Here is a 25,737-nt window from a genome sequence, read left to right on the forward strand (position 1 = left end):
CCCCGAACTCTTGGCGGCTAAGGATCTCTAATTAGTTCGCCGATTCAACAATCCTCGATATCCACAAAACGGCGCGTAGCGAATCGGAGTCTAATGGCCGTCCTGATCACTGACGGGGATTTACCATGGCACTAGTTATTCAGCAGGTCATTCAACTCTTGAACTCGATCGCTGTACGCGCGTCGCCGATGAACTAAGTCTTGGCGCGTCTCTGCTCGATCAACAGATGGGGCTTGGCAGAGATTTCGTACTTCGTTCATAGTACCGACAGCAGTGGCGACCTTCATCCGTTTCATCACCTTGTCTGGACTAAGGTAGCGTACGCTCTCGGCTTCGTTCATCTGAACCAGACAGGATTTGACGCGGATACAGAACTGGCGATCCAGAAGGCATTCTTTGACAAGATGTGGGACATGCGGCTTGAAGATGTTATGAAAACGCTCGGAGGCCAGACGTCGCCAGATGGCTTGGACTTCAACGTTTCAGGATTAAACGAAGGGGTGATACAAAACGCGGATCAGCTTAGGAGCTTTGCGCAGGCTTACGAAGCGGAGCTTCGCGGCTCAGTCGAACCAGGGGCCAACGTGGCAATGGATGTAATAGGCGACCTGTTTCGAAAGCGGACGGGCCAGTTGCCGCCTGACAAGACAACGGACCTATGGCAGAAGCTCTGGAAACAATGGGCCAACTTGTTTTTCTTGGCGCGCCGCAAGCGACCTCTTATTAGAGAGCAGCTCCGCACATTGCACATCAACGCCGCGTTGCATGCCGCCTTCCGTTGGGACAAGGCTCGACGGTTTACGAGCAATGACTTGTACGACTTTGAACACGCATCAGCAGCACTGGCCTATTGTCGTGCCTTCTTTGCTGAAGACGGGCTGCACGCGCGCCATCTTGCTCTCGATCGACTATTTCAATGCCACGTTGCGTCAGACATTCCTGGCGCGATCGCCCTTCTGGACGCCATAGAGAGAACGGACGCGGCGACCGAGCTTGCCACAGCCAGCGCTTAGCCGGTCAACGTCGCATAGCGACGTACTCCGCTTTGCTACGTCCTGCGGGTGACAGTCGCTCTGGCCGTGGCACATAAACAGCTGTCGGGACGAAGGGCGTAGTTAGACACGCGCCGCGGGCGCGGTTCGACTTCCCTGCGGGGCATCGAACAAAGGGCTGGCAGTCCAGCCTGGACAGGACGACCGAAGACGGCCCAAGATCCAGCCTTCAGTCGGGAATGTCCGGCTCATCGGCCCATATGCCAGATCCCGCACGATTTGCGCTCGCAGAACCCGCTCGGTTCGCCGCCGAAAAAGGCGAACTGATGCTGGCGCTATCAGTTGAGCGATAAACCAACCGGTCGCCAAGAGATAGTGCCAACATATCGGCCGTCGCTGCCGTAGACTTTGCTACCCTTTATGCGACCGACCACAGTTCCCGATCGGCTATAGACCTTGTCGCCCGATACCTGAAGTGGCCGGCCATCCTTTGTATATAAACTCATCCGTGCTTCTCCCAGATGGCTTGGTGGACGCAATCGGCTTCAACCAAGCAACAAATGAACTTCGGACATTTTCGGAAGCGCGGACCTGTTTTGGACGAAATTAACGACCGAGGGTGGGGCCGCACGAGAGGCGAATCCGCCCGTGTGCTGAAGGAAGAGAGACGCTGCTTCAATGAAGTCGCACTGTAGATCAGACGCCTTGCAGCAATCGACGTAACGCCGCGTTTCCGACCCGCAACCGCAAAGCTCGTCGTCCCGGCATTCTCGTTGACGGTAATAAGCTTCCGCCCTCGGGTCCGCACCTAGGATTCCGTATTGCTTTCCCGGCCAACGGCCAAGAACCTCTAGATGCAAATGACGGAGCGCCCACACACTGTAGAGATCAAGCAAGGTCGCGAGATCGCCGCCTTCGGACCATGCACCCTCATTCGGTGCAAAGGCGCAAATCGAACCATCCCGAAAATTCGTGTGGCGTGGACCAATCCAGCGCGAGAATTCCGCGTCGCCAGTCCAGAAGCCCCACGCGCGCGGGCCGGGACCGGGTTTAAACGGTAGCGCTATGAGAAACGTGGCCTTCCGCGGCAAGCCCGCAATAATCGAGCTCTTCGCAAAAAGCCACATTCCATCTTCGTCTGAGAAAGTCTGTAGCGTCGGGTAGGCCTCGGCAAGACGCTTCACCTGACCTTCATAGGATGCACGCAGGACGTCGCCGCCGAGCCGTGGTGAGGTACCGGACGCCCGTGGTCCACTGGCCGCCCCTTGCCTTCGGGCGGTCCTTTCCCGTGATCGGGCTGGGGGTCTTCTCGCACTTTGTCGTTCATTACCGTTCTCCTGGGTTGCGGCTGTCACCGGGAACTGCTCGTCCACGGTGATCAAGCCATGCACATGGACTCGTAGCGGTCGGTGCTGGTCCAATGCAGCCCCGACCTCATGCAACAAAGCCCGGACGTCCGTCCCCAGGGAGGCTTCACCCCGAATCGGAAATGTGCGAGTCTGTGTCACCCGCACAGCCTGCGCCCGAACCGATGGGCGTGTCAAGCCGTGCCATTCGCACAGAGAGAGCATGCCCTCATTCGAAGAAAAGCTGATTCGAGCGATCCGAACGAAGCGGGAGGCTGAAGGGCTGAGCATCCGAGCACTGTCAGCAGCCATAGGTGTCAGCTTCTCGACGCTGGCGAGAATCGAACGCGGGGAAGGGCTGCCAGATAACAACTCCAAAATTCGACTTATGGAATGGCTAGGTCCCGAGGCAGAGGATGCGGGACTTGGCTTTGATAAAGTCGCATTCGTGCACTTCCGAGCAGGCAAGAATGTTCGGTCGTCAACTGTCCGCACATTATTAAAGGCAGCTGAGTGCTTACGCCACACTCTAGCGACTGGCGCTCATTGGACTGGTCAGCAGGATGTTGACGACAACGCGTCTCCTCCCAGTGCGTCGCTGTCGAAAGAAGAGCTGGAGCAAGCCGCTGAGAAGTTCAGAGCAGATCTAGGGCTCTCTCAGAATGAGCCAATCGATAGCCTGCGCATCGAAGTGGACGGCGTAAAGGTTGTTCCTATTGGAAAGACGAACTGCCTCGACGCCCAAACGGTGAAACAGCTACGGGGAATTGCCGGCGGCGAATGGTCTGCAATGACTATTCCGCTGGATGCCGACAATGAGAATTGGGTCGTGCTTTTGAATGACGGCCACACTATCGAGCGTCAGCGCGTAACTCTACTGGAGGAGTATTGGCACATCCTACTTGGCCATAAGCTCACAAAGATCGCCCGCATCGCTGAAGCCTACGGCCGAACGTATGATAGGACCGAAGAGCACGACGCATACTATCTTGCCTCGGCAGTACTACTGCCGAGAGCAGCCATGGCCGATGCTGTTAGAAAGAATCGACCATCGGACGAAATAGCACGCTCGTTTGGCACATCGTCCGAGTTGGTCGATTATCGAATCAAGCGCCTCGGTCTTTGGCGAGAACACATCGGGAAGCAGATTAAGCTGGCGCGCGACTAACCACTGTCATCAAACGCTCGCGACTCATCCCCTGGGCGAATGCACGCGCGCCAAAGTAACGCCTCGTGTGTATCAGCAATGTCAGGCGACCACTTCCCTGCCCCGAGCGCCATATCAAAATGAGATTATCCTCGGCTTCGAAAGGACCAGATCAACTCCTGGTAGAGGCCCCACCCGAGCTCCAGCGTCCGGGTAAGCTTCCGCAGACTAATGATCCGGTGGTGAGGACATGGTTGATCGGACTCCGCCTCCTTGCTGACCACTTGGGGTAGAGAACCTTAGTCTTATTCAGGCCGAAGCATCTCGAACGCGTAAAGGTAGCTCGTAGTTTGATTTGAGCTTTGCTTGCTGCTCCAGCGTCCCGGGCCTCCGTCCATAACAAAAGAGAGCTGCTCTGTCGGCACCAGCTTATCCGCTGGGTGGGCATCGTTGGCGGGGAAGTTTCTAATGGTTACCTGCAGCTCATTCGTCTTCTCTTGCCAATCGACGAGACGGATTGAGCGAACGCCATACTCACAGGCATTCTCCCCTTTGTCTTCGGCATACCCAACGTACGAACTCCTCGACGAGCTATAAGCCAAGATGATCTTCCCATCCCAGACACAACTGCGATTTTGGGTATTTGGATCCACGCGCCGCAACCGGATCTCCCATGTTCCTTCGCGAGGATGCGGGCTCGCCGAAAGTTGAGTCGCGACAGCCGCCGTACACGTTCCCAATATCGCTACAATTGCGGCACCGAAGATTGATTTGCTCATCCAGGGGTCGCGAAATGGAACGATTGATGTGGCGTGCAACGTCCAGAGATAGACGATCGCTGAAAACAAACAGATACTGCTTGCAACCAATACGTCGGCAGGGTTGCTCGGTCGTAGCACTACCGCATACACGATAGAGGGAAGCAGTATGCCCGCTGCAAGTGACAATGCTAAGATGAGAGCGGCAACAGGTCGATCCGTTACCTTTGCTCCGTCGTGGTGATGCTCATCAATGCTCATGGCGCGCCATCTTGTGGTGAGTTCGCATCTACTGATTTGTCACGATCTGACCTCGGACTCCGGGCTGGCCGGGATCGCCGGCTGTCCCGAAATCCCCGGCCGGACCATCGGGACCGCCAGGCCCACCTCTACAGTACGTGGTGCCGGCGCCACCGGGCCCTCCCGGCCCTCCCGGCCCGCCCGGTCCTCCTAGGCCACCAGGCCCGGGGGCTCCAGGGTTAGCCGAGAAGGCGATCATATCGACCTGAAGAAATATCTTCCCTTTGAGAACGAGCACGCCCCCATCGCCGCCCTTTCCTCCAGGGGCCCCCTTCTCTCCTGCCTGTCCCTTGGCGCCACGGCCTCCGGCGCCTCCGCCACGCGCGCAATCGAAAAGATGATCGGCTCCTCGCTCGCCCGGGTCGCCTGGCGCCCCTCTCTGCCCCGTTCGACCAGGACCTCCCTGTCCGCCATCACTTCCATTGAGCGCGATCGTCAACTGGCTTCCGTTTGCCAGCGCTCCGGCGAGCATTACTTTGCCGCCGGCGAAACCAGCGGCTCCGGGGACGCCAGCCCGTGTTTCGGGTGGAGGCGCCATTTGTTCACCTTCAAAAGACTTTATTGCCCCGCCTTCTGAAACGATAATGGGCGCTGAGATCTCTAGCGTACCGCCATTGGTAATTATCTGAGCACTATTGCGGAGCTCGAAGCGGCTCGCCCGAATTGACAAGGAAATCGCGGTCCCGGGTCGACCAATTCTGAGGGTCGTTCCGTCCAAAACCAATACGGGCTGGGCCTTCAGCCATTCCGCGTATTGAGCCTCATCAAAATCCGGCGGCGGCCGCTTTAAGACATCCGTTGGAAACTCTGACAGAGAAGTCTCTGGACCACGTAAAACGAATTCTTTGTCCTCCGCTAGCGCAGCGTCACTAAGCACCCAGCAAAAAAAGACAACGACAATTCCCTTCGAAATGGCTTCTCGACGCCTCATATGAGTTGAAAGGGTGGTCAGAAGCCAACCCGCGCAAGCAGCCAAGCGTCGCTCAAGTGAGCGACACATCCCGGATCGACCTTCATTGCTCGGTGATCCAACCGTCGGAGCTTTGCAATTACCCATCTTCCACCCTCAGCTCGAAGTACATAGATGCAAGGCAGAGCCGACCCACGATCGCTCTCTACGCCGTTATTTGTTGTAGGCGCGCTCGGCTGCCCACTTTCTAATGCGCTCCTCAGAGACCTCGAAGTGCATAGTGTCGCGAAAACCAACGCCGGAGTACCAACCACTTTGTTGAATAACGGAATGAGGATCGCAATAAATCCTAGTACGGTTTGTGCGGCTGCCGGCAGGAGCCACCCAATACGACGGTCGCTCATGATCGTGCCTCGGTCGCGCGTTCGCTATTGAGGGCTAGGAATCTTGGCTTGCCGGTGCGCTGGTCAGCTTTATAACTCCGATCTTTCGGCGGGAGGCGATGAGAGCATCGGCAATCTGCTCGATCGTTGCGCGATCCATGTCGGTAGCTCGCAATCTGTAGCCAAACGAATGGATGTGCGGCAGGAACGAGATGGTATCAGCCAGGAAACGCCAACCCGCGAGATTGGTATCATATCCGCAGGAACGCCTGACGTTTGAGTTCTGGTCCTTAATTAAGGACGCAATTGTGCTCCTGCTCCTGAAAAACGCCAGCAGGTCCTGAACAACACAGCGCCTGTTCGAAATTGGCACGTGGCTCCCCCAAGCCGATAAAAACAACCAATCTGAGCAGAAGTCTATTTTGGTCGCAACTGCATTCTTCACAACTTTGCAATATTCTATCGAAGGGTCGACCGTAATCTCAGCGCTGAACGCAGTGTAATGGTAATCACGTGTTTCTTGCCAGGTTGAAAGGTTGATCGATTGAGGATCGGCGGCGAGAACAATGGTCAGCGGGATGGAGAAGGGAGGCTGCATGACAAGCTCTTTTGAAAGAATGCCGCGCCTGGGAGGCGCTTAAGCTAGGCCTGCTGCATCAATATATAACCTACAATACTGTTAGCCTCTCCTTCTTCACACAACCAACCCCAACGCGTTTCGGAGGAAGGGCTGAGCTAGCTAGCACTACTTTGGCAGATTGTGTTTTCGCCGCTGTTTTTCACGGATTTGCTTTCGGCAATATGGGCACTGCTGAGACGGCGGCCGAAGGATGAGATCGACGATGGCGTGACGTACGGCTGGCATGGTTGGCTGAGGCGGAGACCCGTTGATTCTTTTTTCCGCCCCGCGTATGCGAGGCGACGATGTTGCAGGAACGCGTAGGCAATCATTGTCATCAAGGCGTGGCGATGAAGATCTTGCCATGATCGCGCTTCGAAGTGATCAAGTCCAAGTTCCTCCTTTAACTGCTGATGCGCCTGCTCACAAATCCACCGTGCCTTGATGGTGGCGGCCAGCGTGCGCAGATCCGTCGCCGCCGGAAGGTTGACCAGATAGTATTTCTTCTCCCCGGACGCACGTTGCTCGCCAATGAGCCAGGCTTCGTCGCCTGGGAGATGCTGCTGACCTTTATCCCGGACGCGGACAGCAGCAAATTGGGCTTTAAGCCGACCTTTCGTCCCGCTACGCCAACTCACGGTTTTCCATTTGGCGCTGGCGAGCATTTGTTCTGCGGCAATCGATAAGATATCGGGCACGTGGTGCTTTCGTGGTTTTCCGCGGAACTTGGTAATCGGCCAAATGAGATTCACATCGACCGGATACCGAGACCTCCATCCCACCGAACTTGGCTTTCCATTTGTAGATGCTGGTGTCGCTGACGCCATGCTTGCGGCACAGATCGACAACCGACACGCCATCATGCTCCTTCAAAATTTCGATGATCTGTTCTTCCGAAAAGCGGCTGCGCTTCATGCTCTGGTCCTTGTCGTGGGCCAGAGCGAACTTCAAACTGGATTAGGCCCGTGGGGCAAAGTCAACGGCTATTTCAAGCGCACTGCGGCGGGACCAGGAGAGTCGAAGATCGAGTGTCACTAGAGCAAGGCCGACATCTTCGCCGACCAAGCTCTATGATTTGGCACTGGAAGGCATCGCCTTAAACACAATAGACAGGAGCGCGAACACTATAGCTCCGACAATGGATATGCAGATCGTTGCGAATTTTAGCAACGTAAGAGCAGTCGCTCTCTTGGCATCGTCATCGCGGATAGCGCGTCCGGGCTGGAGAAGCATACGAAGGATAATATCCTCACCCAGGTCGGACAGACCGTAAATGGCACCCGCCATTCCGCAGAACATCGCGAGGAACGACACGAGCGACGAGCCAGCTTGCTGCGTAGCCACGACCCAAGACAGCAGGCTGAAAAAACCCAAAGCAACGGCGAAACCCATGTCAACTAGCAACACACGGTCGCGGTACAGATCGAGCGCAGACTTCCCGAACGCTGTCGGCTGTTTGAGCGCGGCTATCCTGAACTCGTTGAGATCCTGGGCGCTATATCCGCACCATCGCCGCTCAGGGACCTTCATCGGGGCGACTGCCCGGTCGACCGCCGCCCTGAAGTTATCGTTTGCACCGAAGAAGCCGAGCGTCGCTACGCCAGTCACAACCAGGCCAACGATACAGACCCCGCTGAAATCCATCAGACCCCCAGCATAAGGTTGCTAGCCCGCGATATGATTAGCCTGCAACCGGCGCAGAACTTCAGCGATTCTTCCCGGTCTCGCGCAGTATTTCAACGAACGAAGCCGCCGACATCAACGTTGGCCATACGCGAGCATCCCACGGCACGTTGACTTGGACAGATTCTCGCAGCAGGTTAACAACCGTCTGCGGGATCTGCGTTTAGATTGATGGTGGCTTGAGTAATGATCGTTGATTGCGTCGGACCAGAGAGGCCTATAGGCCCTGACCGAATGCCACGGCTGGGCGCATGAAAACTCGTGCGCTTGTGGCTAGGAATGTACGTCGGATCCGCTTAGAACGCGGTCTTTCGCAGGAGAAGTTGGCTTATCAGACCGGGTGGACAGTCTTGAGCGAGAAGCGAAAACTCCAACAATTGACCTTCTCGACCGCATCGCCGGAACGCTGGGCGTCCCTTTATTGGAGCTCTTTGCTCGGCCGCCCAAGCGTACGAGAACTCCCAAGCCGTTGCGTCGCAGGAAGAGCGTATTACGCGGCCGATGAATTTGGCGCCGGCTCGGCTCGGCATACGTCTGGACGACGGTGCCGCTAGTGAGCTTTAACGCCGACCGCGGCCCCACGCTTCTAAAATCGCTGGAGGTAGCCAGCCCGGCGAGAAACTAGAAGTACCATCGCAATCGGTACCGTGCGCGGCAGCACCGTTTGCACTTACGATTTGAGAAATTCACTGCCCTGTTGCGCGAATACGACATACAACACAACCATATTGCGCCTACAATCAGAGGATTAGACGTTGGCAGGGGAAATCCGATGTTTATTCGAATATTTGCCGCGAGCGCGGCCGCATTTCTGTTGGTGAGTTGCTCCATTCATCCGCTTCCAGAAGACGTCACAGGTGTAAATACGTATCATATTGCTCGCCAAATCCGCTGTGAAACGCGGGATGCCGCGTTGCAGTTTCTTATCCGACAACTTACACGACTTGCCTCCGATCATGATGATCAACTCGGCGATCCGATCGCCCGACAAGTACTAGCGGATTATGAAACGGACCCCGACTCGATTAGCAACTTCAATCCCGATCGATTTCCGGGTCCGAAATATGAACAGGTGCGAAATTTTTATCGCGTAATCTACTCGACGGCGATCGCCTACAATTTTGACCTCACCATGAGTGAACAAAATGATCTTGGCACCACCGTGAATCTATTAGGTCCTTGGGCGCGAAAATTGACGCTTGCTGTGTCAGGCGATTTCAATAGGAACCGAACTAACGAGCGTTCGTTCACGGTGACCGACACCTTCAGCGAACTCTTGGTAAGAGTAAATGTGCCTGTTCGAGGTCATCGATACTGCGACGGGCAAATCAAGCAGGCCAACTACGTCTATCCTATCGCCGGTCATATCGGTGTGGACGAACTTGTGAAGACCTTCTTCGAACTGGTTTATCTCGGGCAGTTGTCTGATAAGGACGCCGCAGCCGGCGCGATCGGCGCTCCAACCATTGCAGACAAACTTACCTTCACGACGACAATCGACGGGTCATCAACGCCCAAAGTCATCTTTACTCCCGTCGGCACTGGTTTCCAACTGGCCGATGCTTCGCTTACTGGTTCGCTAAACCGGACGGACACTCATAAAGTCACTGTGGGCCTTGCTGTAGATAAGGATGTCCTAGCTTATCTCACTGCGCTGCGTAGCTACCTCTTCTCCCGAGAACGAAGCGGCGGTGCCTCCGTCGTCTCCCCTTCCGTGCGCATGGCAAGGGTGCCGCCCCGCGCCCCTGTGCACACGCCACGCCTACCGGCGGATGACATATATGTAGGAACCACTCTTACTGCCCAGGCTCGTAATTGGGCTGAAGAACTTGCCGCCAGGGCGGTTGACCAACTGAAAAGTCGCGAGCTCCAGCTCATCCGCGCTCCATAAGGGATCACCTCCAAATGGCAAAATCAGTCTCGAAAGCCCAGAAGCGCTCGCCACCTCGCCCCTCCAGGCGCACAAAGAAGGCAAAAACACTGGTCATCAAGCCAAAACCGAAGACCCGAACGCCTAGGGCGGTGGACCCAATTCCGCGTGACAAAGACGAAGATCCATTTGATGATTTGTGATTTCCCCCGCGCATGCAGACCTAACCCTTTTAACCGCTACTCGAAGGAGCTTCGCGATGATTAGAGCAGCCGCATTCAATCAAGGGAAATTTCCGACCATAACTTTTGTGAATCTGGCGAAGGCGTCCCTTGAGGTCGACCTCAAGAAACTGGTAGCAGCATTAGAAAAGCAATTGGAGCGAGATTTCGTACCCATATGGGGTTATCCTGCGAAGCTTCAGGTTGCCGACAAGCCGAAGCCCGATGAATGGCAAATTGTCTTTCTGGATGATTCTGATGCGGCCGATGCCCTCGGCTATCATGATCTGACCAAGGACGGACAACCCGTGTCGAAGGTCTTCGTCAAGAGTACCGTCGCGGCCGGGGAGAAGGTGAGCGTCACCGCGTCCCATGAGTTGCTCGAAATGTTGATCGATCCCGGCGCGCAGATGTGGGCTCAAGGCAGCAACAGCCTGTTTTACGCTTACGAAATGTGTGATGCGGTGGAGGACGGGGAGTATGAAATCGATGGCATCGCTGTAAGCAACTTCGTCTACCCTTCTTTCTTCGAATCCTGGCATAAGCCGCGGTCGGTCCGATTTGATCATCTAAACAAGGTCAGCAGACCGTTCCAGACTTTGAAAAACGGTTATCAAATCGTCAGCAACGGTTCAGCAGCGCGAGAAATCTTCGGCTCGCGCCACAAGGAGCGCCATTTCCATGAGGTCGAAGATCGCACTATGCATCGCAGCGAATATCGCAAACGAATAGCGAATGTACGCGCTGCCAGAGTCAATCCGCCGGTAGCACTCGTTACGGAAACCGGGTTAGCAGGCGACACGAGAACGCCTCGCGCGGCTGTATTGCATCACGCCGGGCGACTCTTAACGGAGTTGGCCGCCGTGGTCGACCCACTTCCAGGTGGCGATCCATTTGAATTGGCAAGACGCCGCCCTCAAAGCAGAGTGGTCGATCCGCTACCTGGTGGCGACCCATTCGAATTGTGACGCGGAGCTACCGGCGGCACCGATCTTTCCTGTAAGTACACGAAAATCGTCTGCCTACCACGCAGAAGTCAATCAGTATCTTGCCGCCGCTTGATAGAAGCATTCTGCCCGCTGGACGCGATTGTGCTAGACCCGTTCTGCGGGTTTGGTTCGACACTGGTGGCAGCGCAACGTGCTGGCCGATCAGGTGTCGGCATCGAACTCGAAGCATAGACATGAAACGGCGTCCGTACGCCTCAACCCATCGGACTTATCACTTACGACAAGAAACTCTTTCTGGAGCGGTCCTATCGCGTCTCAAGCCCATCTCCCGTTGCGCGTCTGCCCCAATACACGGCAGCAGGACGGAGAAACTGGCGCCGAGGCGCGTCGGAGCAGGCATCCAACCGTATCCCTGAAGGGAGCCCTCGGCCGGCCCCTTCGTTGCGCCGCCGCTGTCTCCTCGTCTCCCGAAGATTTCCCCGTCCGGCCGCGATCGGCGCATCCGGGAGAACCAAATAGGAGATAAATAGATGAAACGTAACGAAAAGAACTAGCGCCCCCACGGAGTTTTCGTGGTCGAGGGCGAAGGCGACAAAGCCTTCTGGACCAGGATCGGCGACGCTGGGCGCATGATGACGTCAAGGGCTTCAACCTTCAGCTCAGCTGCATGCCGCTGGATGGCTGCCTACTCGTCCGCGAACCGAAGCCCGATAAGGAGACGGGCGATGAGCTCCGTTTCCACTTCCCGCTTGCCTGGGCCAGCCAGCAGAACAAAGCCCTGCGGGGAAGGGGCCACAAGGCGCGGGCCGATCACCGGAGCCTCTCCGCGCGGAAGGTCTCCGCCCTCGCTCGTGGCGACGGCGTCAAGTTCGCTTCACTTGCATGTCGGCCGCGACCAGTGCGCTCGAACCGGGTCCCACCAGCCCTCGGCCGACCAGAGATACGTAAAGTCGGCGATCCACTTCTGGTTCGCCCGCTGCGGCGAACTGCCGGTCAAGGAGGTTCGCTGGCACAGTCTCGAGCTGTCGATCGTCGCTATCCTTCGGCAAGCGCCGGCGCCGCGTCCGCGCCCGCAAGCCCTGCAGGCGCATCCGCCGTTCGATTTGGTGCAGACCACAGTCCGCCCCATCGGCGAGCAGATCACGCCACACCCGGCGCGCACAGTAGGTGCGGTCGCTCGCCATGAAGCTGGCCTTCACCTTGCCGCCGAGCTCTTCGTCGCTGCGGGATCTAGCGCTGGGCGAGCGATTCAGCCAGGCATGGAAGCCCCACCGCGACACCCCAGCATATCGCATAGCCTTGCCACCGAAGACGAACTTCATGTCGCTTCCTTCGCGAAGAAGGCTGCGGCCTTTTTCAAGATATCCCGCTCGGCCTTCAACTTGGCGACCTCACGGCGCAACCGCTCGATCTCCTGCTGCTCCGGCTTCATCTGCTCGTGCCGGGAAAGGCCTGCACCTGATCGGAGCCGAACTCCTTCACCCATTTGCGCAGAACGTTCTCATGAACATCCAGGTCGCGCCCGGCCTGCGCCACCGACACTCCACGCTCCCTAACCAGCTTGACCGCCTCGATCTTGAATTTTCTACTGAACCTCCGTCTCTTCATCGCCCACCTCCGGCTTCATGAAATACCTAATCTCGGTGTCCATCAAACCGGCAGCAGCTCACCTATACCGATGGTAGCTCAGAAGAATTGATGAATGCGATCCGCGCCTTGCGCTCAAGAATAGCTATCGGGCCTGGCGTTCAGATCGCCCTGACGCTGGTCCGCGGCCTAAGGCGAACGAATGAACCACCCAGGGGCCTTGGGCAGAAGAACGGCTAATTGGCCGTTAACGGCGACATTGCGAGCGCTCGCGCGTTTCCAAAAGCTAGAACAGGGCTGCGGCTAGCAAGGGATGCACTCTCACCTTCGTGTCCTTACCAATCTCCTGATTGTGGTGATAGTCCTTCCCGAAGGGCTCGATAACGTTGCCCTTCGTCGTTAGTTGGAGCGTTCCCGCCTCCAAGAAAAACTTGGCATAGTCTGAGGATAGGTCGAGCCTGTTCTTCTCGCTGAGTTCGATGAACTCCTTGCTGTTGGTGCGCAGTTCTGCCACCTCGGCAATTAACGCCTCCCAGCTATATTCTTTGTTCCTTGGAAACACCAAACGCAGCAGCCTCGGGATGTTAGGAACCTCATTTGTGTAGGCTGTAGCGATCTGCTGCATGGAGAACTCGCCGATCGATTTCTTGGTCGCCGAGAAGTTATCCAACTTCAATTTTTCCCCACCTGAAGCTTGTGCGGCCATCGATATCCAAACAAACAAGTCGCGCGGCCCGTTTCTTAACAAAGAAATAACGTGCTTCTTCAAATCGCCCTTCTTGAATGCGAAGGCATCTGCGTAGATGAGGCCGGCGAAGGCTAATCTGCTCTCCACGGCCGCGAGCAATTCGTCTTCCTTCCAAGACAGCGCGCCCCGTTGCGCAGGGATCATGTTCGCCAATTCCTCGTTGCCGGACACCTTCTGGTAGACGTGAGTCTTGAGCAAGACGGTCACACCTACGACACCCCTAAAATTGACGTTTATTTCGTTTGCCGCGAGTATCAACCCTACGAGGGCGTTGCTACCCTGCTCTCCGGGCGGCAAAGACTGCTCAGGGTCGTCTACAAAGAATCTAACCGCGACACCTTTTCCGGCTAGCGCCTGAAGCTTCGCTCGGGCGGCAGCCCGATCAAACTGATCAAGCTTCTTCTCCTGATCCTCACTGAGATCGAACGAGAGACCAAAACCAAACGCGGATCCCCCCTTGAGGCGAGATCGACCTTCTTTGACAGCGCTATCCAACGTCTTCAAAATCGACTTAAGAGGTACAGGGAGAATGGACAGACTACTTTTGTCCTTGGCATCTAAGAGCTCGCTTTCATCAAGCAACGCTAACGCCGCAACCAAAAATAAAGCGAGAAAACGTTCTCTAAAAAGGCCCGGCTGAACATTCGAGAGACGCTTGAAACGCTCGGAGCCGGGTGCAAACCCTACAACCAAAAAACCCGATGGTGGTTCGGCAGTCATCCTTTTGAAAGCTGTCGACTTGCCGACACCCTTCATGCCCAGCAAGACTGTAAGGGGCATCTTTGGCGTCAAGCAGCCAGAAATGCTCTCGGTCGGGATCGTATAGCTCAAGACATCTTGGTCTTCGCGACCGTCCGCTCGGCCGCATAGTTCGAAAAAGTACTGACGGGCTGCGGAGCCGTCCTTCTCTTTTGCGTCAGGCATCGATGCGCTTCCCGGCCAAATCAGATCGCCCCCCAGAACACGTCCTTGTGGAGCAGAGTCCGCACTGATCTGACCCTAAATCGATCGTTGAAGAGTTCGTCGAGCATGTACAAGCACTGCACGAACGTAAACTCGGAGATATTAGGCGATTGACCAGTGTACAGAAGGCGTGGGGTTATGGGTGCCACAGGGCTAGCCCCCTTCAATCTGCTAGAAATGAAATCTCGAATTTGATCGAGGGCAAACCCATGCTTCTTGGCATAGGGTAACAATCGGTCTTTCAGATGATTTGAGAAACCAGAAAGGGGAGTAGTGGCGGTTACCTTCCCCGTTGGCTTCAATGAATCATCGAGAATCCCAACGTTCTGCGCGACGCTGATGTACGAGACTATCGTACGGGCGCGCAGCGCACTTCGCCGATCATTATAGTATCGCTGGAAGGCAGAGTCGCGATTATCGCGTATGATCCGCTTCGTGTAATTTTCCAATTCAGTTGCGAGCTGGATCTTTGTCTCGAAATTGCCCCGAGCCGCTATGCGAACAATCTCAAATTGACGAGGCACAGCCGTAGCCATCCAGGCTCTCCAAACAATTCCAAGATGATAGCTTATGAAATACAGCTTAAGCGTATAATTTCACAAGCAGAACTTCAAAGTCAAGAACGGCAGCCTCTTATTCGCGCCACGGATAGACCACACGCGGTGCAATGCAGCGGAGAGATTGTCTCGGAATCTCCAGAAGCACGCTTTTGGTTGTCATTAGAGCCCGGACTGTCGGCGGCAGCGGCATCTTGTTGTTGGTTGCTCCCTCACCTCATTGCAGCAACGCGTAGAAACTCCAATCGTCACATCCGCGGGGATAGCTTGAGTACTTGAGGCTGACGGCAAGTCGCGGCAGCCCGCCCTCGATCCTAATGAGCGTCGCTCCTGAAATGACTGTGATCCTTCAGCCATGCCGTCGGCAGGGCGCGCAACACCGCACGCTCCCAAACTTCGTAACTCCACAGCATAGAGCAGCAACGTCGCCGCTTTTTTGCGTTTCCGACCCTATTCACGCTGAACAAGAGCGCGAGGCCTCGTTTTCGAGCCGCAAGACGCCGCCTCTCGAAGGTCCATTCGATCCCGGCTTAGTCGCGGGCCATCTCGGATCCTGCTGGCAAGCGCGCATTCTTCCTACTGGCAACGGTGCGGTTCGTACTGAGCGTTTGCGATAGGCTTTGCAATCCGCCTCAACGGGAGTCATACGTCAGCAATCGATTGCGCGACGATGAGGAAGTCGCGGCCATTCGGAGGAAAACTCTGCGATCGCTGCGTAGAAGACATCGACAAACCTGGAACACTCCTGTAGGGACGTGCACAATATTGCACGCGCCACCTAAGAGCGTGACCGTAATTCAATCTTTTTCAAGTCGCCCTGATGCTTGGGATGTTTTCAATGTGAGCTGGCGCGAAGGCCTGGTACGCGAGCCTGTTTTAGTAGCTTGCCAGCAACCTCCATAAATGTGTGAGGAGATCACGCGATGACTGTGCGCGAGCAGCTGTTTACTTTGTTGCGCAACCTCCGATGGATCGTTGTCCTGTCGGTAGCTATCTCAGCATTGCTCTACCTGCCAGATCAGATTCAGGAGCTCTACCGGATAGCCGCCGACGACCTTGGCTGGGTGACGTTCAAGGAGTTCGCTGCCTTGGGCGTAATTGCGACGGCGATTTGGGCAAGCGCGTTTCAGCTCACAACTGCATCCCTGCCGCAAATCCCCAAGGCTTCGGGGCGCATGGCCTTCTATATAAGACTTGCTCCCGTCCTGCTTGGGGCTCTGCCGATCATCGCCGCCATAGCAGGCCAATTCGCCTCGCGGCCGGCGCAAAAGATTGGCGAGGTCGAGGAAGTCGGAAGTATCTTCCGCATTCAGGACCAGGCGCTTGCGTTTGAGCGGAACATGCTGCTCATCCTCGCAATTGCCATGCTGATCATGCTCGTCTGTTTCGTGGCATTTACTTGGCGAATAGGATCAAGAGATCGCTCGATTGATCTCGCGAGCCGCGCCAACAACGCTTACTTCATCCGTTACAGGTTTCTCGCGCTCTCGATCGGTGGTACCGTGCTTTTGACAGCAGCATTCCTTATGCTGCCTGATAGGCTTGCACAATTTGTCGGATCGTTTGGCGTGATCGCCCTCTTTGCGGTTTGCGTCCTTGGTCTCACGGTCCATTTTGCTCTCTTAACGATCAGATTTACGTTTCCATTTATTCCGCTTGTCTTTGGCGGCTCGTTTCTACTTGCCTCTTTGTTGGGAGGCGACGACCACGAACTGCGTACTGTCTCTGAAGCAAACAGCCAGCCGGAAAAGGCGCGCATGTCCGCAGCCGCCGCATTCCGCGAGTGGCTTTTACAAAAGCCGCGGGTGGAGGAAGCCAAAAAGCTCGGCGAATATCCCGTCTTCATTGTGGCGGCTCAAGGCGGAGGGATCTATGCCGCCAATAATGCGGCGCGGTTTCTTGCGCGGATGCAGGATCTTTGTCCGGCATTTCGCCAACATCTGTTTGCGATAAGCGGTGTGTCCGGGGGCAGCGTCGGTTCAGCAATCTTCGCCGCTGCGCTCCACGCCGAAAATGCGTCCCTTGATACGAATGCCGTCGACGAAAAGACATGCCCCAAAATCGCGGATTTCCTGGCTGGGGTTGGACGGGTCCAAGATATTGATGCTCCTGGGCCCGTCGAGCAGCGCGTTGCAAGCGTTCTGGCTACCGATTTTCTGTCGCCTTTGGTCGCCGGCTTCCTGTTTACTGACTTCACTCAGATGTTTTCACCGTTCGCGATCCCGGCCTTTGATCGCGCGCGCTTTTTGGAATACACCTTGGAGAACGCCGGTGACAGAATCCTTGGCAACAACAAGGGCAGCGGCAACCCATCCAATCTGTTAAGGGCTGACTTTCAGTCCCATTGGGCGCCCGGCAACAACATGCCGGCCCTGTTGTTCAACACGACGGATGCCGGCAGCGGCAAACGGGCCGTCATCTCTCCCTTTGATTTCGATCCGCTGCACCCCAAAGACACGGACCTGTGTGTTCTTGCAGCGCTTGAACGTGCGGGCACTGGGACGGACCAAACGGTCAAGAGCCACTCGCTGCGTATTCCGCTCAGCACAGCCGCTTTCACGAGCGCACGTTTCCCGTGGGTGACGCCGGCGGCGACCGCCTCAGTCAAAAATGACTGCATAACCTCTCATCCGCACGCCCGCCTGGTGGACGGCGGATATGTGGAGAATTCCGGGATTGAGACCGCACTCGACCTGATTGAGAAGCTTAACGCCATCAAGGGCACCTCCGATGCGCCGAAATTCAGGATCTACCTGCTGTCCCTCGTCAACGGGCAGTTCGGCGATCATGGTTCATTCATGTTCGGTGAGCTCATGGAGCCGGTACGCGCGCTTCTGAGCACGCGAACGTCCCGAACCTATGTCGCCCTCAATCATGCAACCAGCATCGACCGTCGGCCCGACGCCGAAGTGACGCCAAGTGTTCAGCGCTTTCCAACATTCGGCCGGACGGACATAACAGGCTTGTTTTATAGCCTTCCGCTCGGCTGGACGTTGTCCCAGAAGACGGAGGATATCATCTCGTTGAGCAGCGGCCGCTTCTGGGACTGCGTGCCGAAGGACGACTTCGATCAGTCCCGCGAAAGGCAGAGCAATGCAGATTGCCTGCAGGTGAAGTTGTTCCATCTTCTGAATGGATCAGTCGCGACCGCATTTGAAACGCTGAAGGATGCCAAACTTGCACGAACTGCCTACGCCGACGAGCTAGCACAGGAATATCGACCAACTCCAAAGATCAAGCCGCAGCCATTACTTGCTTGTTATGAAAGCAATTGGTTGCAACAGCGCGGCTATGAGGAATATCAGGAAAAAGTCGCCGCCTACGAGCACCAGCTGAGTGAATCGAGCAAAGATCATTCGCCGGCCCCTCCACCCGTTCCGCCATATCGCAAGAGCTATATGGCCTACTATCAGGCTGAGCAGGTCAAAGCCTTGTTGCAGGAATGGGATCGCGTCGAGGAAACGGATCCCCGTATCCTCGCCTATATTTTGGGATCCGTCTCTTACGACAGCGCCGATTTTACTCGCAGCAGCGAGAACTTTTCTTATAGCGCGGTTTCTCAACTCCCGCAGAAATGGCGCGATCGCATTGACAAGAATAACTCAAAGCTCCTGGCCGCAAACAAGCCCCAGGTCGACGTGAATTCTTTGCTTAATCATCCCAAGGAACTGGCCAATTTCGTGCTCGCTTACGATGACAACGACTTTGGCAACCAGCCCGGAACGGACGACGGCTGGCTGTTTCGCCCGCGAGGAATGTATCAATTGGTCGGCCGTGAGCAGTATCAGGAAGCGCAGAATCAAATGCAGCAGCTGCGCCAGCTGCAAGGACTTGATCTGCTAACGCTACCCGACGCGCTATGGGATGCGAAGATTTCGGCTAAGGTTACTTTCGCTCACTTCCGATTGCACCGGTATAAGGACGACCGGTTATCTTCGCCGAACAACCGCCGGACGCTGTTCGAATTGCTCAAGGATCGTGCGAACGACTGGACAACCGTGCGCGCGTTGCAAACGGATATGGCGCATCCAGCCGACAACGCGCGGTTCAATGCGCGCAGCGAGATGTTCCTCGCCTGTATCGAGGAAGCGCTGCATCCGACGAAACTCAAGACCCTGCAAAGCCAATTCTACGGTGAGGAATGAAGGGTTTGATCCGGTCGCGCGCATTGCCTTGGCAAGGCGCGCAGCGGCGAGATTGTTCGACAGCTGATGTTTAAACTTTTGGTCTTACAGGGGGATTTCCAATGATCGCGAGGGATCAAATCAATAGATCACTGTTTCGGCGACGGCTTGCAAGCTTGTTAGCGGCGGGGGTGATGTTCGCGGCAGCTTTGGAGGTAGGAAGGGCTCCGGCGGACGCGGCGTCGAAGCCTCTTGCGCCCAATGATGTGTCCATTCTCTTTCCTCCGCCGAAGTCAGCGGCCGACCTCGCCAATCTGATTGCCGTGTCCGATCTTGCGGGCCCTTCGGGGTCGCCGCAGCGGCTGTTTTCCGACGCGGATTTCGCGCACTTTATCGCCAACGCCGAAAATCCGGAGCATCCGGGCGTGCCGGATTCGGGTGCACGGCACATTCAGTTTCCCGATGCCGTGAAAAAGATCGACGCCTGGTTTGTGGCTGGCGTCCGGATCGATCCGGGCGCGCCGGGATTGTCGCCGGAGATCATCGCTCAGTTTGGCCGGCAACCCCAAATCCGGCTCATTATTCAGCCGGTGACCAATGGGCCGGACGGCTTCAAGGTTCATGACACTGCCGGCCACCTGATCTTCAGCTTCACCCTCGACCCGGACCCGGCTCTGGACGGTTGTGCGCCGTTCCCTCGATTCAAACCGGACGACGAAGCGTTCAAGGCGATCGTTCGTGACGTTGCGACCTTGCGCGATCAGCTTGCGGCCGGACAGTTTGGCAATGTCAAAGTCGCAACTGCCGGTGATCTGAACGTGCATCCGGGTCTTGTAGGGGCATCGGCAAAGGCGTTTCGCGATGCACTCAAGGCATTGATTGAGAAGCATCTCTCGCCGCAGCGCCTCAACACCATGGCCGTGATGGGCATCTCACCGCCAGAACCCTGGATTTTCGTGTCGATGTTAAGGGTCCCGCAAGCAGGCCTAATCCCGGTCCCCGGCCCGACGCTTGATGGCATGCACGTGGCACAGATGTTCAGCGCCATCGGCGGGAAGCACGTAGTCCCGCAACCAGGCACGAACAATCAAAATCCGGTCACCTGTCGACACGCGGCGTTGCAAAATCCGCCCCTGCCCCAAGCTGATCGTAAGGGTGTTTCGACCTCCGAGTTTATCGATGGTAACGTGCCCAATAGCCGCATCGTTGAGATCGTCAATACCATTGCCGATCCGAAGAAGAGCCACTTCTTCAATACCGATTGCGTGAGCTGTCACACCGAGACGGCACAGCCACTCGCCAGGAAAATTCCAAACTTCGCCGCGCTTGGCGTGAACCGCGCCGTCTGGCCGAAAGAAGATTGGAATGTCCGCAACTTCGGTTGGTTTCCATCCTTTTTGCACGGCGGCCCGGCCGCAGCGACGATAACCAGACGCGCAGCTGCAGAGACGGCCGACGTGGTCACCTTCATCAATAGTCAATTGCTGAACAAGTAACGGACGGTCGCCGTTTCCGGTAGCCTGCCGGGCCGGCCGCATGAAAAGATGGATGGAGTCCTTGCTATGGGGAGACCTTCTTTTGGCTCTCGTCTTTATTTCCGGGTGATGCGCTGGCCTCATATCACCAGCCTGTTATTGGCAAGCGTCGTTGTCGTGATCGTGGCGGCTAGCCTGGTATATTTCGCCCCGGAGAAGGTTCGCGACGCAGCCCTTAAGATCAAGAGCGATGCCAATCTGGTCGCTCAATTACTGCCTGCGACCCTGCCCGAGCCATCAAAAATCGAAAGCGCTTATTGGCTGCCGCAAAATTGGAGCTCCCGCCAGCGTTACTGGTTTCACCACACCTCGCAGGGGACAGCGACCATCCCTGTCCCTTATCAGTGGTTTTTGGCCCTGGAACGCCCCGAGCTGTCCGTCTCCTACACGAGCTTGACAGACGAGAACTACCTGCGCCGCCTCGGCTTCATTCCGAGTCCTAGCTCAAAGGACTTCGCCGGTAATGCCCCCGCATACGGATATCACGACAATGCGTCGCATGGGAACACAGCCAACCCCGGTTGGACTCCAAGCGCGCCCGAGAACCCAAATGCTTTGCCGGTCGGCTTTGCCATCCTCAAGGGCGATGTCGATCCGACGACTGGCGCCCCGTATGAAGATCAGATCGGGCTAACCTGCGCGGCCTGTCATACGGGTCATCTCGAATACAAAAATGTCAGCATACGGTTCGACGGCGGGCCGGCGATGGTCAATCTGGGCGAAGTTGAAAGGGCTGTCGGGCTGTCGATCGGCTACACGCTGATCTTGCCATGGCGTTTCGAGCGTTTCGCCAGCAAGCTGGAGCAGATCAAAGGGCAGAGCGTCGATCGAAAACAGCTGCGAAGCGATCTTGAGCGAGCACTTCAGAAGATTAAGAACCAAAAGGCAGAGACCGACAGACTTTTGACGGGACTGGGAGTGTCGCATCTCGATGAAGGGTTCGGTCGACTTGATGCGCTGAACCGGATCGGGAACCAGGTTTTCTATAGCAACCTTCTTGATCCCGTGACCGGCGAACTCTCCGAGCCAAGCCTCAAAGGCAACTTTGCGCGCCATGATGCGCCCGTGAGCTTTCCGCCGATCTGGGACACGCCGTATTTCCTTTGGGCACAGTATGACGCTTCTGTTCTTAACGAACTCGTTCGCAATGCAGGCGAAGCGCTGGGTGTCAACGCGAAAATCAATATGACCGCGGCTGCGCCCGGACGGCCGCTTTTTACCTCATCCATACATCTATCCGACATCGCACGGTTCGAAGAGCTTCTGCGCGGCACCGATCCCTTTTCGTCCGAAGATGCAGGAGGCAGGCAATTCACCGGGCTCGTAGCACCGCGATGGAAAGACGCGCAGGAGAAATTCCGCGGTGACGCGGCCTGGGCGATCGATGAAAAGCTCGTTGAGCAGGGGCGCGATCTTTATCGTGCTCACTGCTTTGAATGCCACCGAGGTCCGGTGAACGATGCCGCCTTCGACAAAAAGTGGCCGGAAGACTCGTTCTGGCGCGCAGAGAACCCCGATCGCTCCGCCAAGAACGAGAAGAATTGGGTAGAGATCGGCGGACGTCATTATTTTAACGTCGTCCAGATGCCGGTCTCGGCGATCGGCACCGACCGCCAACAATCTAACGTCCTCACGACGCGACGCGTTCACCTACCCGAGCAACTCGGATTGAATCCTGCAGATGACCTCAACAAAGCCGGAGGTTGCGGCCTTCTGGCCGATAAAGGCGCAGATCCTCTGTTTGTACTCGCGCTCATGGACATGGTGGGCAAAACGATCGACCAATGGGTCATTGCGGACGGAACTTCTGAAGAGACCAAGCGGCAAATGTGGGGGCCGAGGAAGAACTGCCAAAACCAGCGAGTTTATGTCGGGGCGCGTGCGAGCCGCAACGGCAAGGACGAAATAGTTCTCGCCCTCGAGCCTCAGTACCGGGCGCGCCCGTTGGACGGTGTTTGGGCGACGGCTCCTTATCTGCACAATGGGTCCGTTCCGACACTGAGAGACATGTTGGTGCCGCAAGCCAAACGGCCGACCTCGTTTTGCGTCGGCAGTCGTGCGTTCGACCCGATCAAGGTCGGGCTTGTTACGAAGGCAAAGGCGACCCAGAGCTGTGCGGCCGGCCTTACGAACTTTGATGTGTCGCTGCTTGGCAACAGCAATCGCGGACATTCGTTCGAGGGCAAGGAAACCGACTTAACGAAGCTGCCGCCTGGCGTCATCGGACCAGAATTGACTGAAGCCGAGCGCCGAGCGCTTGTTGAGTATCTCAAGACTTTATGAGCGATGCGTTGCCCGTCGACCTGTGTGTCGGCGCCGCTACTTTCGACCTTCCGCCGACGTCGCGCGCGCCTCGTCAACGCGCGTGCCATTCGGGATGCGATCGACACCTTGGTCCCGAGGGGATCGAGGGCAATCTGGCTGACCCGAGGGGCAGGCTCTCTGAGGAGGCCGCTGCCCCTCGTCGAAGAGATTGGCGAAGATCGGAGCGGTGAAGCTTGGATCGTCGAGCTTGAGGCTCAGATTTTCGCGGCCCTCGTTGGAGCGCTTAGACCAGCACGGCCCCGATCTCGACGCGGCCGACAGAGACCCGGTGGCTCGGTGCATTCTCGCCGGAGCGGTCGGCTTCGGAGACGATGCGGACGCTCCTGGCTTGGCGCGCGCGCGAGAGGGAGAGAGGGAGAGAGAGAGAGAGAGAGAGAGAGAGAGAGACGAATTCGGGGAATCTGGAACAACCGGGGGGACCAGTCGACTGACTGGCATCTTTTGTTTAGCAAGTGGATACGACCGGTCCGGCTACCGGCGCTCCCTGAGCGCCGTCAGGTTTTCGGAAAGAACGCAGTCACGCAGAAGGCCTTTCCGGGCGCCATGGTGCAGGCCCAGTTTTTCGACGCCCAGCTTCCCGGGCATGATCAGATGACAACGCGGCTAGCTCCTCCATTCGACGCATTCCTGATCAGGTTTCCAAAGGTCCACCGTGTCGAAAGTCCCCTGCCCGTTCTGACCTGCGCCGATCCTGACGACTACAAGGAATCGGCGGAGTCGCTTGAATTCTCTGGGACCGGCTTGGGGACCTGGCTAACTGGGTCGACAGCCCCGAGAAGGTGCTGGAGTCCTGGAGAAACCGTTTTGTCTTTGCCGTCGAGGATCCCGACGGTGGTCATCCCGGCCTGCGCATGCCGCAAATCGGCGTCCTTCATGCCATCGCCGCCCATTTCTCGGTGGGTAACCTCGTAAATCGACAGGAGCCTGCCGTAGCACCGGTTGCAAAGGCGCCTGGACCAGTCATCCCCGTAGACGGTTATGAGTTTTGATTTCTGGACTGCCCACATCGGAAACGGCTGAATGCCGCACTTTGGACGAGCCTGTACTGCTGCAGGGGGCCGCGCGGCGGATAGACCTTTCAATCTCAAGTGGTACTCGCTTCATGGCAAGTCCTGGCCCATGCTCGGTGCATCAATACGACCGGCGTCGGAGATATCCGCCCAAATCGACCGATCTCCACCTGCTTCACGCTCGGAAGTATGGGCACTAATGCGCTCGACCCCTTTTGGTGAACGAAGAAGTCTTTACTCGACTAGCGTCGATTTTTCGCACCATGGAGAATACCGCGCGTCCTATTCGTGACGCTCTCTCATCCTTCAATAGCCGCAATAGGAGACAGCTTGCACCGCGCCGCGATCTAACCGGAGACCTGGTATTATGGCAAACGAGCGCGGTAGTTGTTACCGTCTGGGGTGTTCGTCGGCTATCCCGGTTGATGGAGGACCTTCAGTCAAACAAACCGCTTAGGCCTGATGATGAACGAAACATCGACATGAACTGCGAGCCATACAGCGACACGTATCGGGAATAATCAAATGGGTAAAAGACTCTCCCACACGGAATATTGACTAGAAGTTAGCGGCAGACTGCCTGCATCGCCGTATCCAGCTTGTAGTAAGCGCGTAGCGCCCGCGAGCCGTAGCCGCAGATCGGATAAGGTCCTATCGCCATCGCCGCATGCGCTCCCAGACCTTGGTTTCTAATAGATCGGTCCGTAAGCGGAACGCGATCTCCGGTAATGAACTCAAGGCCTGACGTTGGTCCCCTCGCGCCATCGGATGGGGCGACGCAATTCATGCCGCAATCAGTCCAACGTTGAGCCGCATGAAGACCTCGTCGATGGCATGCGCAAGCGCATAGTCGTTCAAAGGACTGACATCGTCCTCGCCCGCAAAGTGCAAGCCCACAGCCCTCCCTGTAGTGCGTTCGACCCACAGCGAACCGGAGTCGCCCTCTAAGCTGAGCGCAGCGGCTGGCGCGGCGTTGTCCGGCACTAACCTGAATCCCTGCATCCATTCCGGTCCATCTCCGAAGCCGGTGTAGTCGATCCTATAGGTACCCGATACACCATCAACTAGCGCCCGCGAGACGCCAGACACCGCGCCGCTTTTAACGACGGACATCCCCAGAGCGGGGGCGACCGTGGCGGTCGAAACGAGCGCCGTACCGAACAACTGCTCGCTCAAATCGATGCCTTCGGAAACTCGTCCGAGAGCTGCATCAAACTGCTCCGATAAGCGGAGCCACCTCTCCAACCTTGCAACTTCGTTTGGGGATTTGCTGCCCAGATCCATTGGCCCAGGCTGGCTGATAATGTCCCCGACTGAAGCTTCAGGACCGCCGCAGAGGACGTGCCAATTGCTCAACAGATAGCGCTCTTGAGTCGCGAGATCGCGAACGATAGCTCCTAGTGTACCTGTGGTCCGCTGCTTGAGATTGCCCACGCTGAGCCCCGGCTGCACGAGTCGCTGGGGCGCGCGCGGACTTGCGGCGTGAGGGCTATAGCCGATTTCCAGCACATCGACGTCGATGCCGTCGATGGTGTTCGGCAGTCTCTGGTCGATGGGCAGCCGCGACAGACGCTGCTTCCGATTCATATGAAATCGGACCGACAGCTTGTCGGTGCGTTTGCCGTCCTTGAAGGCGAACCCGTAGTCGACACCGCACACCCCTTCCAGCGACCGAGCCAGCCTTTTGGCTTTACTCAATGCGGTTACAG

At 56.7% G+C, this 25,737-nt stretch carries 13 protein-coding genes and 4 pseudogenes; 8 read left to right on the forward strand and 9 right to left on the reverse strand.

Features of this window, described 5'->3' with window-relative positions:
* Positions 1–233 precede the first annotated feature (233 nt).
* Positions 234–1,013 carry a hypothetical protein gene (locus GGD63_RS30625; RefSeq protein WP_183247576.1) on the forward strand — a complete coding sequence of 260 codons (780 nt, stop codon included), beginning with the start codon at positions 234–236 and terminating at the stop codon, positions 1,011–1,013.
* 1,548 nt (positions 1,014–2,561) lie between these two features.
* Positions 2,562–3,506: an XRE family transcriptional regulator gene (locus tag GGD63_RS30630; protein WP_183247578.1), complete on the forward strand. Its 945-nt coding sequence runs from the start codon at positions 2,562–2,564 to the stop codon at positions 3,504–3,506.
* A gap of 284 nt (positions 3,507–3,790) precedes the next feature.
* Here GGD63_RS30630 and GGD63_RS30635 read toward each other — a convergent pair whose 3' ends face one another.
* The 5 genes and pseudogenes from GGD63_RS30635 to GGD63_RS30655 form a co-directional block, all read right to left on the reverse strand.
* Positions 3,791–4,504: a hypothetical protein gene (locus GGD63_RS30635; protein WP_183247580.1), complete on the reverse strand. Its 714-nt coding sequence runs from the start codon at positions 4,502–4,504 to the stop codon at positions 3,791–3,793.
* A 1,387-nt stretch (positions 4,505–5,891) separates the two neighbouring features.
* Positions 5,892–6,434 (reverse strand): hypothetical protein, encoded by a 543-nt coding sequence (locus tag GGD63_RS30640; RefSeq protein WP_183247582.1) that lies wholly within the window; start codon positions 6,432–6,434, stop codon positions 5,892–5,894.
* Between the two features lie 181 nt (positions 6,435–6,615).
* Positions 6,616–7,219: pseudogene (locus GGD63_RS30645) on the reverse strand (transposase); the annotation flags it as partial.
* Positions 7,209–7,370 (reverse strand): annotated as a pseudogene (locus tag GGD63_RS30650) (transposase); the annotation flags it as partial. The pseudogenes GGD63_RS30650 and GGD63_RS30645, both read right to left, overlap by 11 nt.
* Positions 7,371–7,523: 153 nt before the next feature.
* On the reverse strand, positions 7,524–8,099 hold the full coding sequence (locus tag GGD63_RS30655) for a hypothetical protein (protein WP_183247584.1): 576 nt from the start codon (positions 8,097–8,099) through the stop codon (positions 7,524–7,526).
* A gap of 811 nt (positions 8,100–8,910) precedes the next feature.
* On the opposite strand from GGD63_RS30655, the gene GGD63_RS30660 reads away from it, so the two are divergent.
* From GGD63_RS30660 to GGD63_RS30670, 3 genes are all read left to right on the forward strand, one after another.
* Positions 8,911–10,029 carry a hypothetical protein gene (locus GGD63_RS30660; RefSeq protein WP_183247586.1) on the forward strand — a complete coding sequence of 373 codons (1,119 nt, stop codon included), beginning with the start codon at positions 8,911–8,913 and terminating at the stop codon, positions 10,027–10,029.
* A gap of 238 nt (positions 10,030–10,267) precedes the next feature.
* The gene (locus GGD63_RS30665; protein ID WP_183247588.1) at positions 10,268–11,197 is read left to right on the forward strand and encodes a hypothetical protein; all 930 of its coding nucleotides are present in this window, start codon (positions 10,268–10,270) and stop codon (positions 11,195–11,197) included.
* 123 nt (positions 11,198–11,320) lie between these two features.
* A complete protein-coding gene (locus tag GGD63_RS30670; protein ID WP_312013448.1) occupies positions 11,321–11,410 on the forward strand; it encodes a DNA methyltransferase in 90 nt (29 codons plus the stop codon).
* A 688-nt stretch (positions 11,411–12,098) separates the two neighbouring features.
* Here the strand turns inward: GGD63_RS30670 and GGD63_RS40330 are convergent.
* Positions 12,099–12,787: pseudogene (locus GGD63_RS40330) on the reverse strand (IS3 family transposase); the annotation flags it as partial.
* 265 nt (positions 12,788–13,052) lie between these two features.
* Positions 13,053–14,438: a P-loop ATPase, Sll1717 family gene (locus GGD63_RS30685; RefSeq protein ID WP_183247593.1), complete on the reverse strand. Its 1,386-nt coding sequence runs from the start codon at positions 14,436–14,438 to the stop codon at positions 13,053–13,055.
* Positions 14,439–15,957: 1,519 nt separating this feature from the next.
* Between GGD63_RS30685 and GGD63_RS30690 the strand changes: the two genes are divergently transcribed.
* From GGD63_RS30690 to GGD63_RS30700, 3 genes are all read left to right on the forward strand, one after another.
* A complete protein-coding gene (locus tag GGD63_RS30690; RefSeq protein ID WP_246785716.1) occupies positions 15,958–19,179 on the forward strand; it encodes a hypothetical protein in 3,222 nt (1,073 codons plus the stop codon).
* Positions 19,180–19,352: 173 nt separating this feature from the next.
* Positions 19,353–20,654 (forward strand): hypothetical protein, encoded by a 1,302-nt coding sequence (locus GGD63_RS30695; RefSeq protein ID WP_246785717.1) that lies wholly within the window; start codon positions 19,353–19,355, stop codon positions 20,652–20,654.
* A gap of 66 nt (positions 20,655–20,720) precedes the next feature.
* Complete coding sequence (locus GGD63_RS30700; protein ID WP_246785718.1) at positions 20,721–22,976, forward strand: di-heme-cytochrome C peroxidase; 2,256 nt, start codon at positions 20,721–20,723, stop codon at positions 22,974–22,976.
* 177 nt (positions 22,977–23,153) lie between these two features.
* Here the strand turns inward: GGD63_RS30700 and GGD63_RS40335 are convergent.
* Positions 23,154–23,349: pseudogene (locus GGD63_RS40335) on the reverse strand (DUF736 domain-containing protein); the annotation flags it as partial.
* A gap of 1,462 nt (positions 23,350–24,811) precedes the next feature.
* A complete protein-coding gene (locus GGD63_RS30710) occupies positions 24,812–25,726 on the reverse strand; it encodes a hypothetical protein (protein WP_183247595.1) in 915 nt (304 codons plus the stop codon).
* Positions 25,727–25,737: the final 11 nt, after the last annotated feature.

Origin of the sequence: Bradyrhizobium sp. cir1 (assembly GCF_014198245.1) — a bacterium.
Lineage (GTDB): Bacteria > Pseudomonadota > Alphaproteobacteria > Rhizobiales > Xanthobacteraceae > Bradyrhizobium.

Coding starts and splice junctions, on each gene's coding strand:
- GGD63_RS30630 (WP_183247578.1), top strand. CDS start 2,562: ATGCCCTCATTCGAAGAAAAGCTGATTCGAGCGATCCGAACGAAGCGG.
- GGD63_RS30635 (WP_183247580.1), bottom strand. CDS start 4,504: ATGAGCATTGATGAGCATCACCACGACGGAGCAAAGGTAACGGATCGA.
- GGD63_RS30640 (WP_183247582.1), bottom strand. CDS start 6,434: ATGCAGCCTCCCTTCTCCATCCCGCTGACCATTGTTCTCGCCGCCGAT.
- GGD63_RS30655 (WP_183247584.1), bottom strand. CDS start 8,099: ATGGATTTCAGCGGGGTCTGTATCGTTGGCCTGGTTGTGACTGGCGTA.
- GGD63_RS30660 (WP_183247586.1), top strand. CDS start 8,911: ATGTTTATTCGAATATTTGCCGCGAGCGCGGCCGCATTTCTGTTGGTG.
- GGD63_RS30665 (WP_183247588.1), top strand. CDS start 10,268: ATGATTAGAGCAGCCGCATTCAATCAAGGGAAATTTCCGACCATAACT.
- GGD63_RS30685 (WP_183247593.1), bottom strand. CDS start 14,438: ATGCCTGACGCAAAAGAGAAGGACGGCTCCGCAGCCCGTCAGTACTTT.
- GGD63_RS30690 (WP_246785716.1), top strand. CDS start 15,958: ATGACTGTGCGCGAGCAGCTGTTTACTTTGTTGCGCAACCTCCGATGG.
- GGD63_RS30695 (WP_246785717.1), top strand. CDS start 19,353: ATGTTCGCGGCAGCTTTGGAGGTAGGAAGGGCTCCGGCGGACGCGGCG.
- GGD63_RS30700 (WP_246785718.1), top strand. CDS start 20,721: ATGGGGAGACCTTCTTTTGGCTCTCGTCTTTATTTCCGGGTGATGCGC.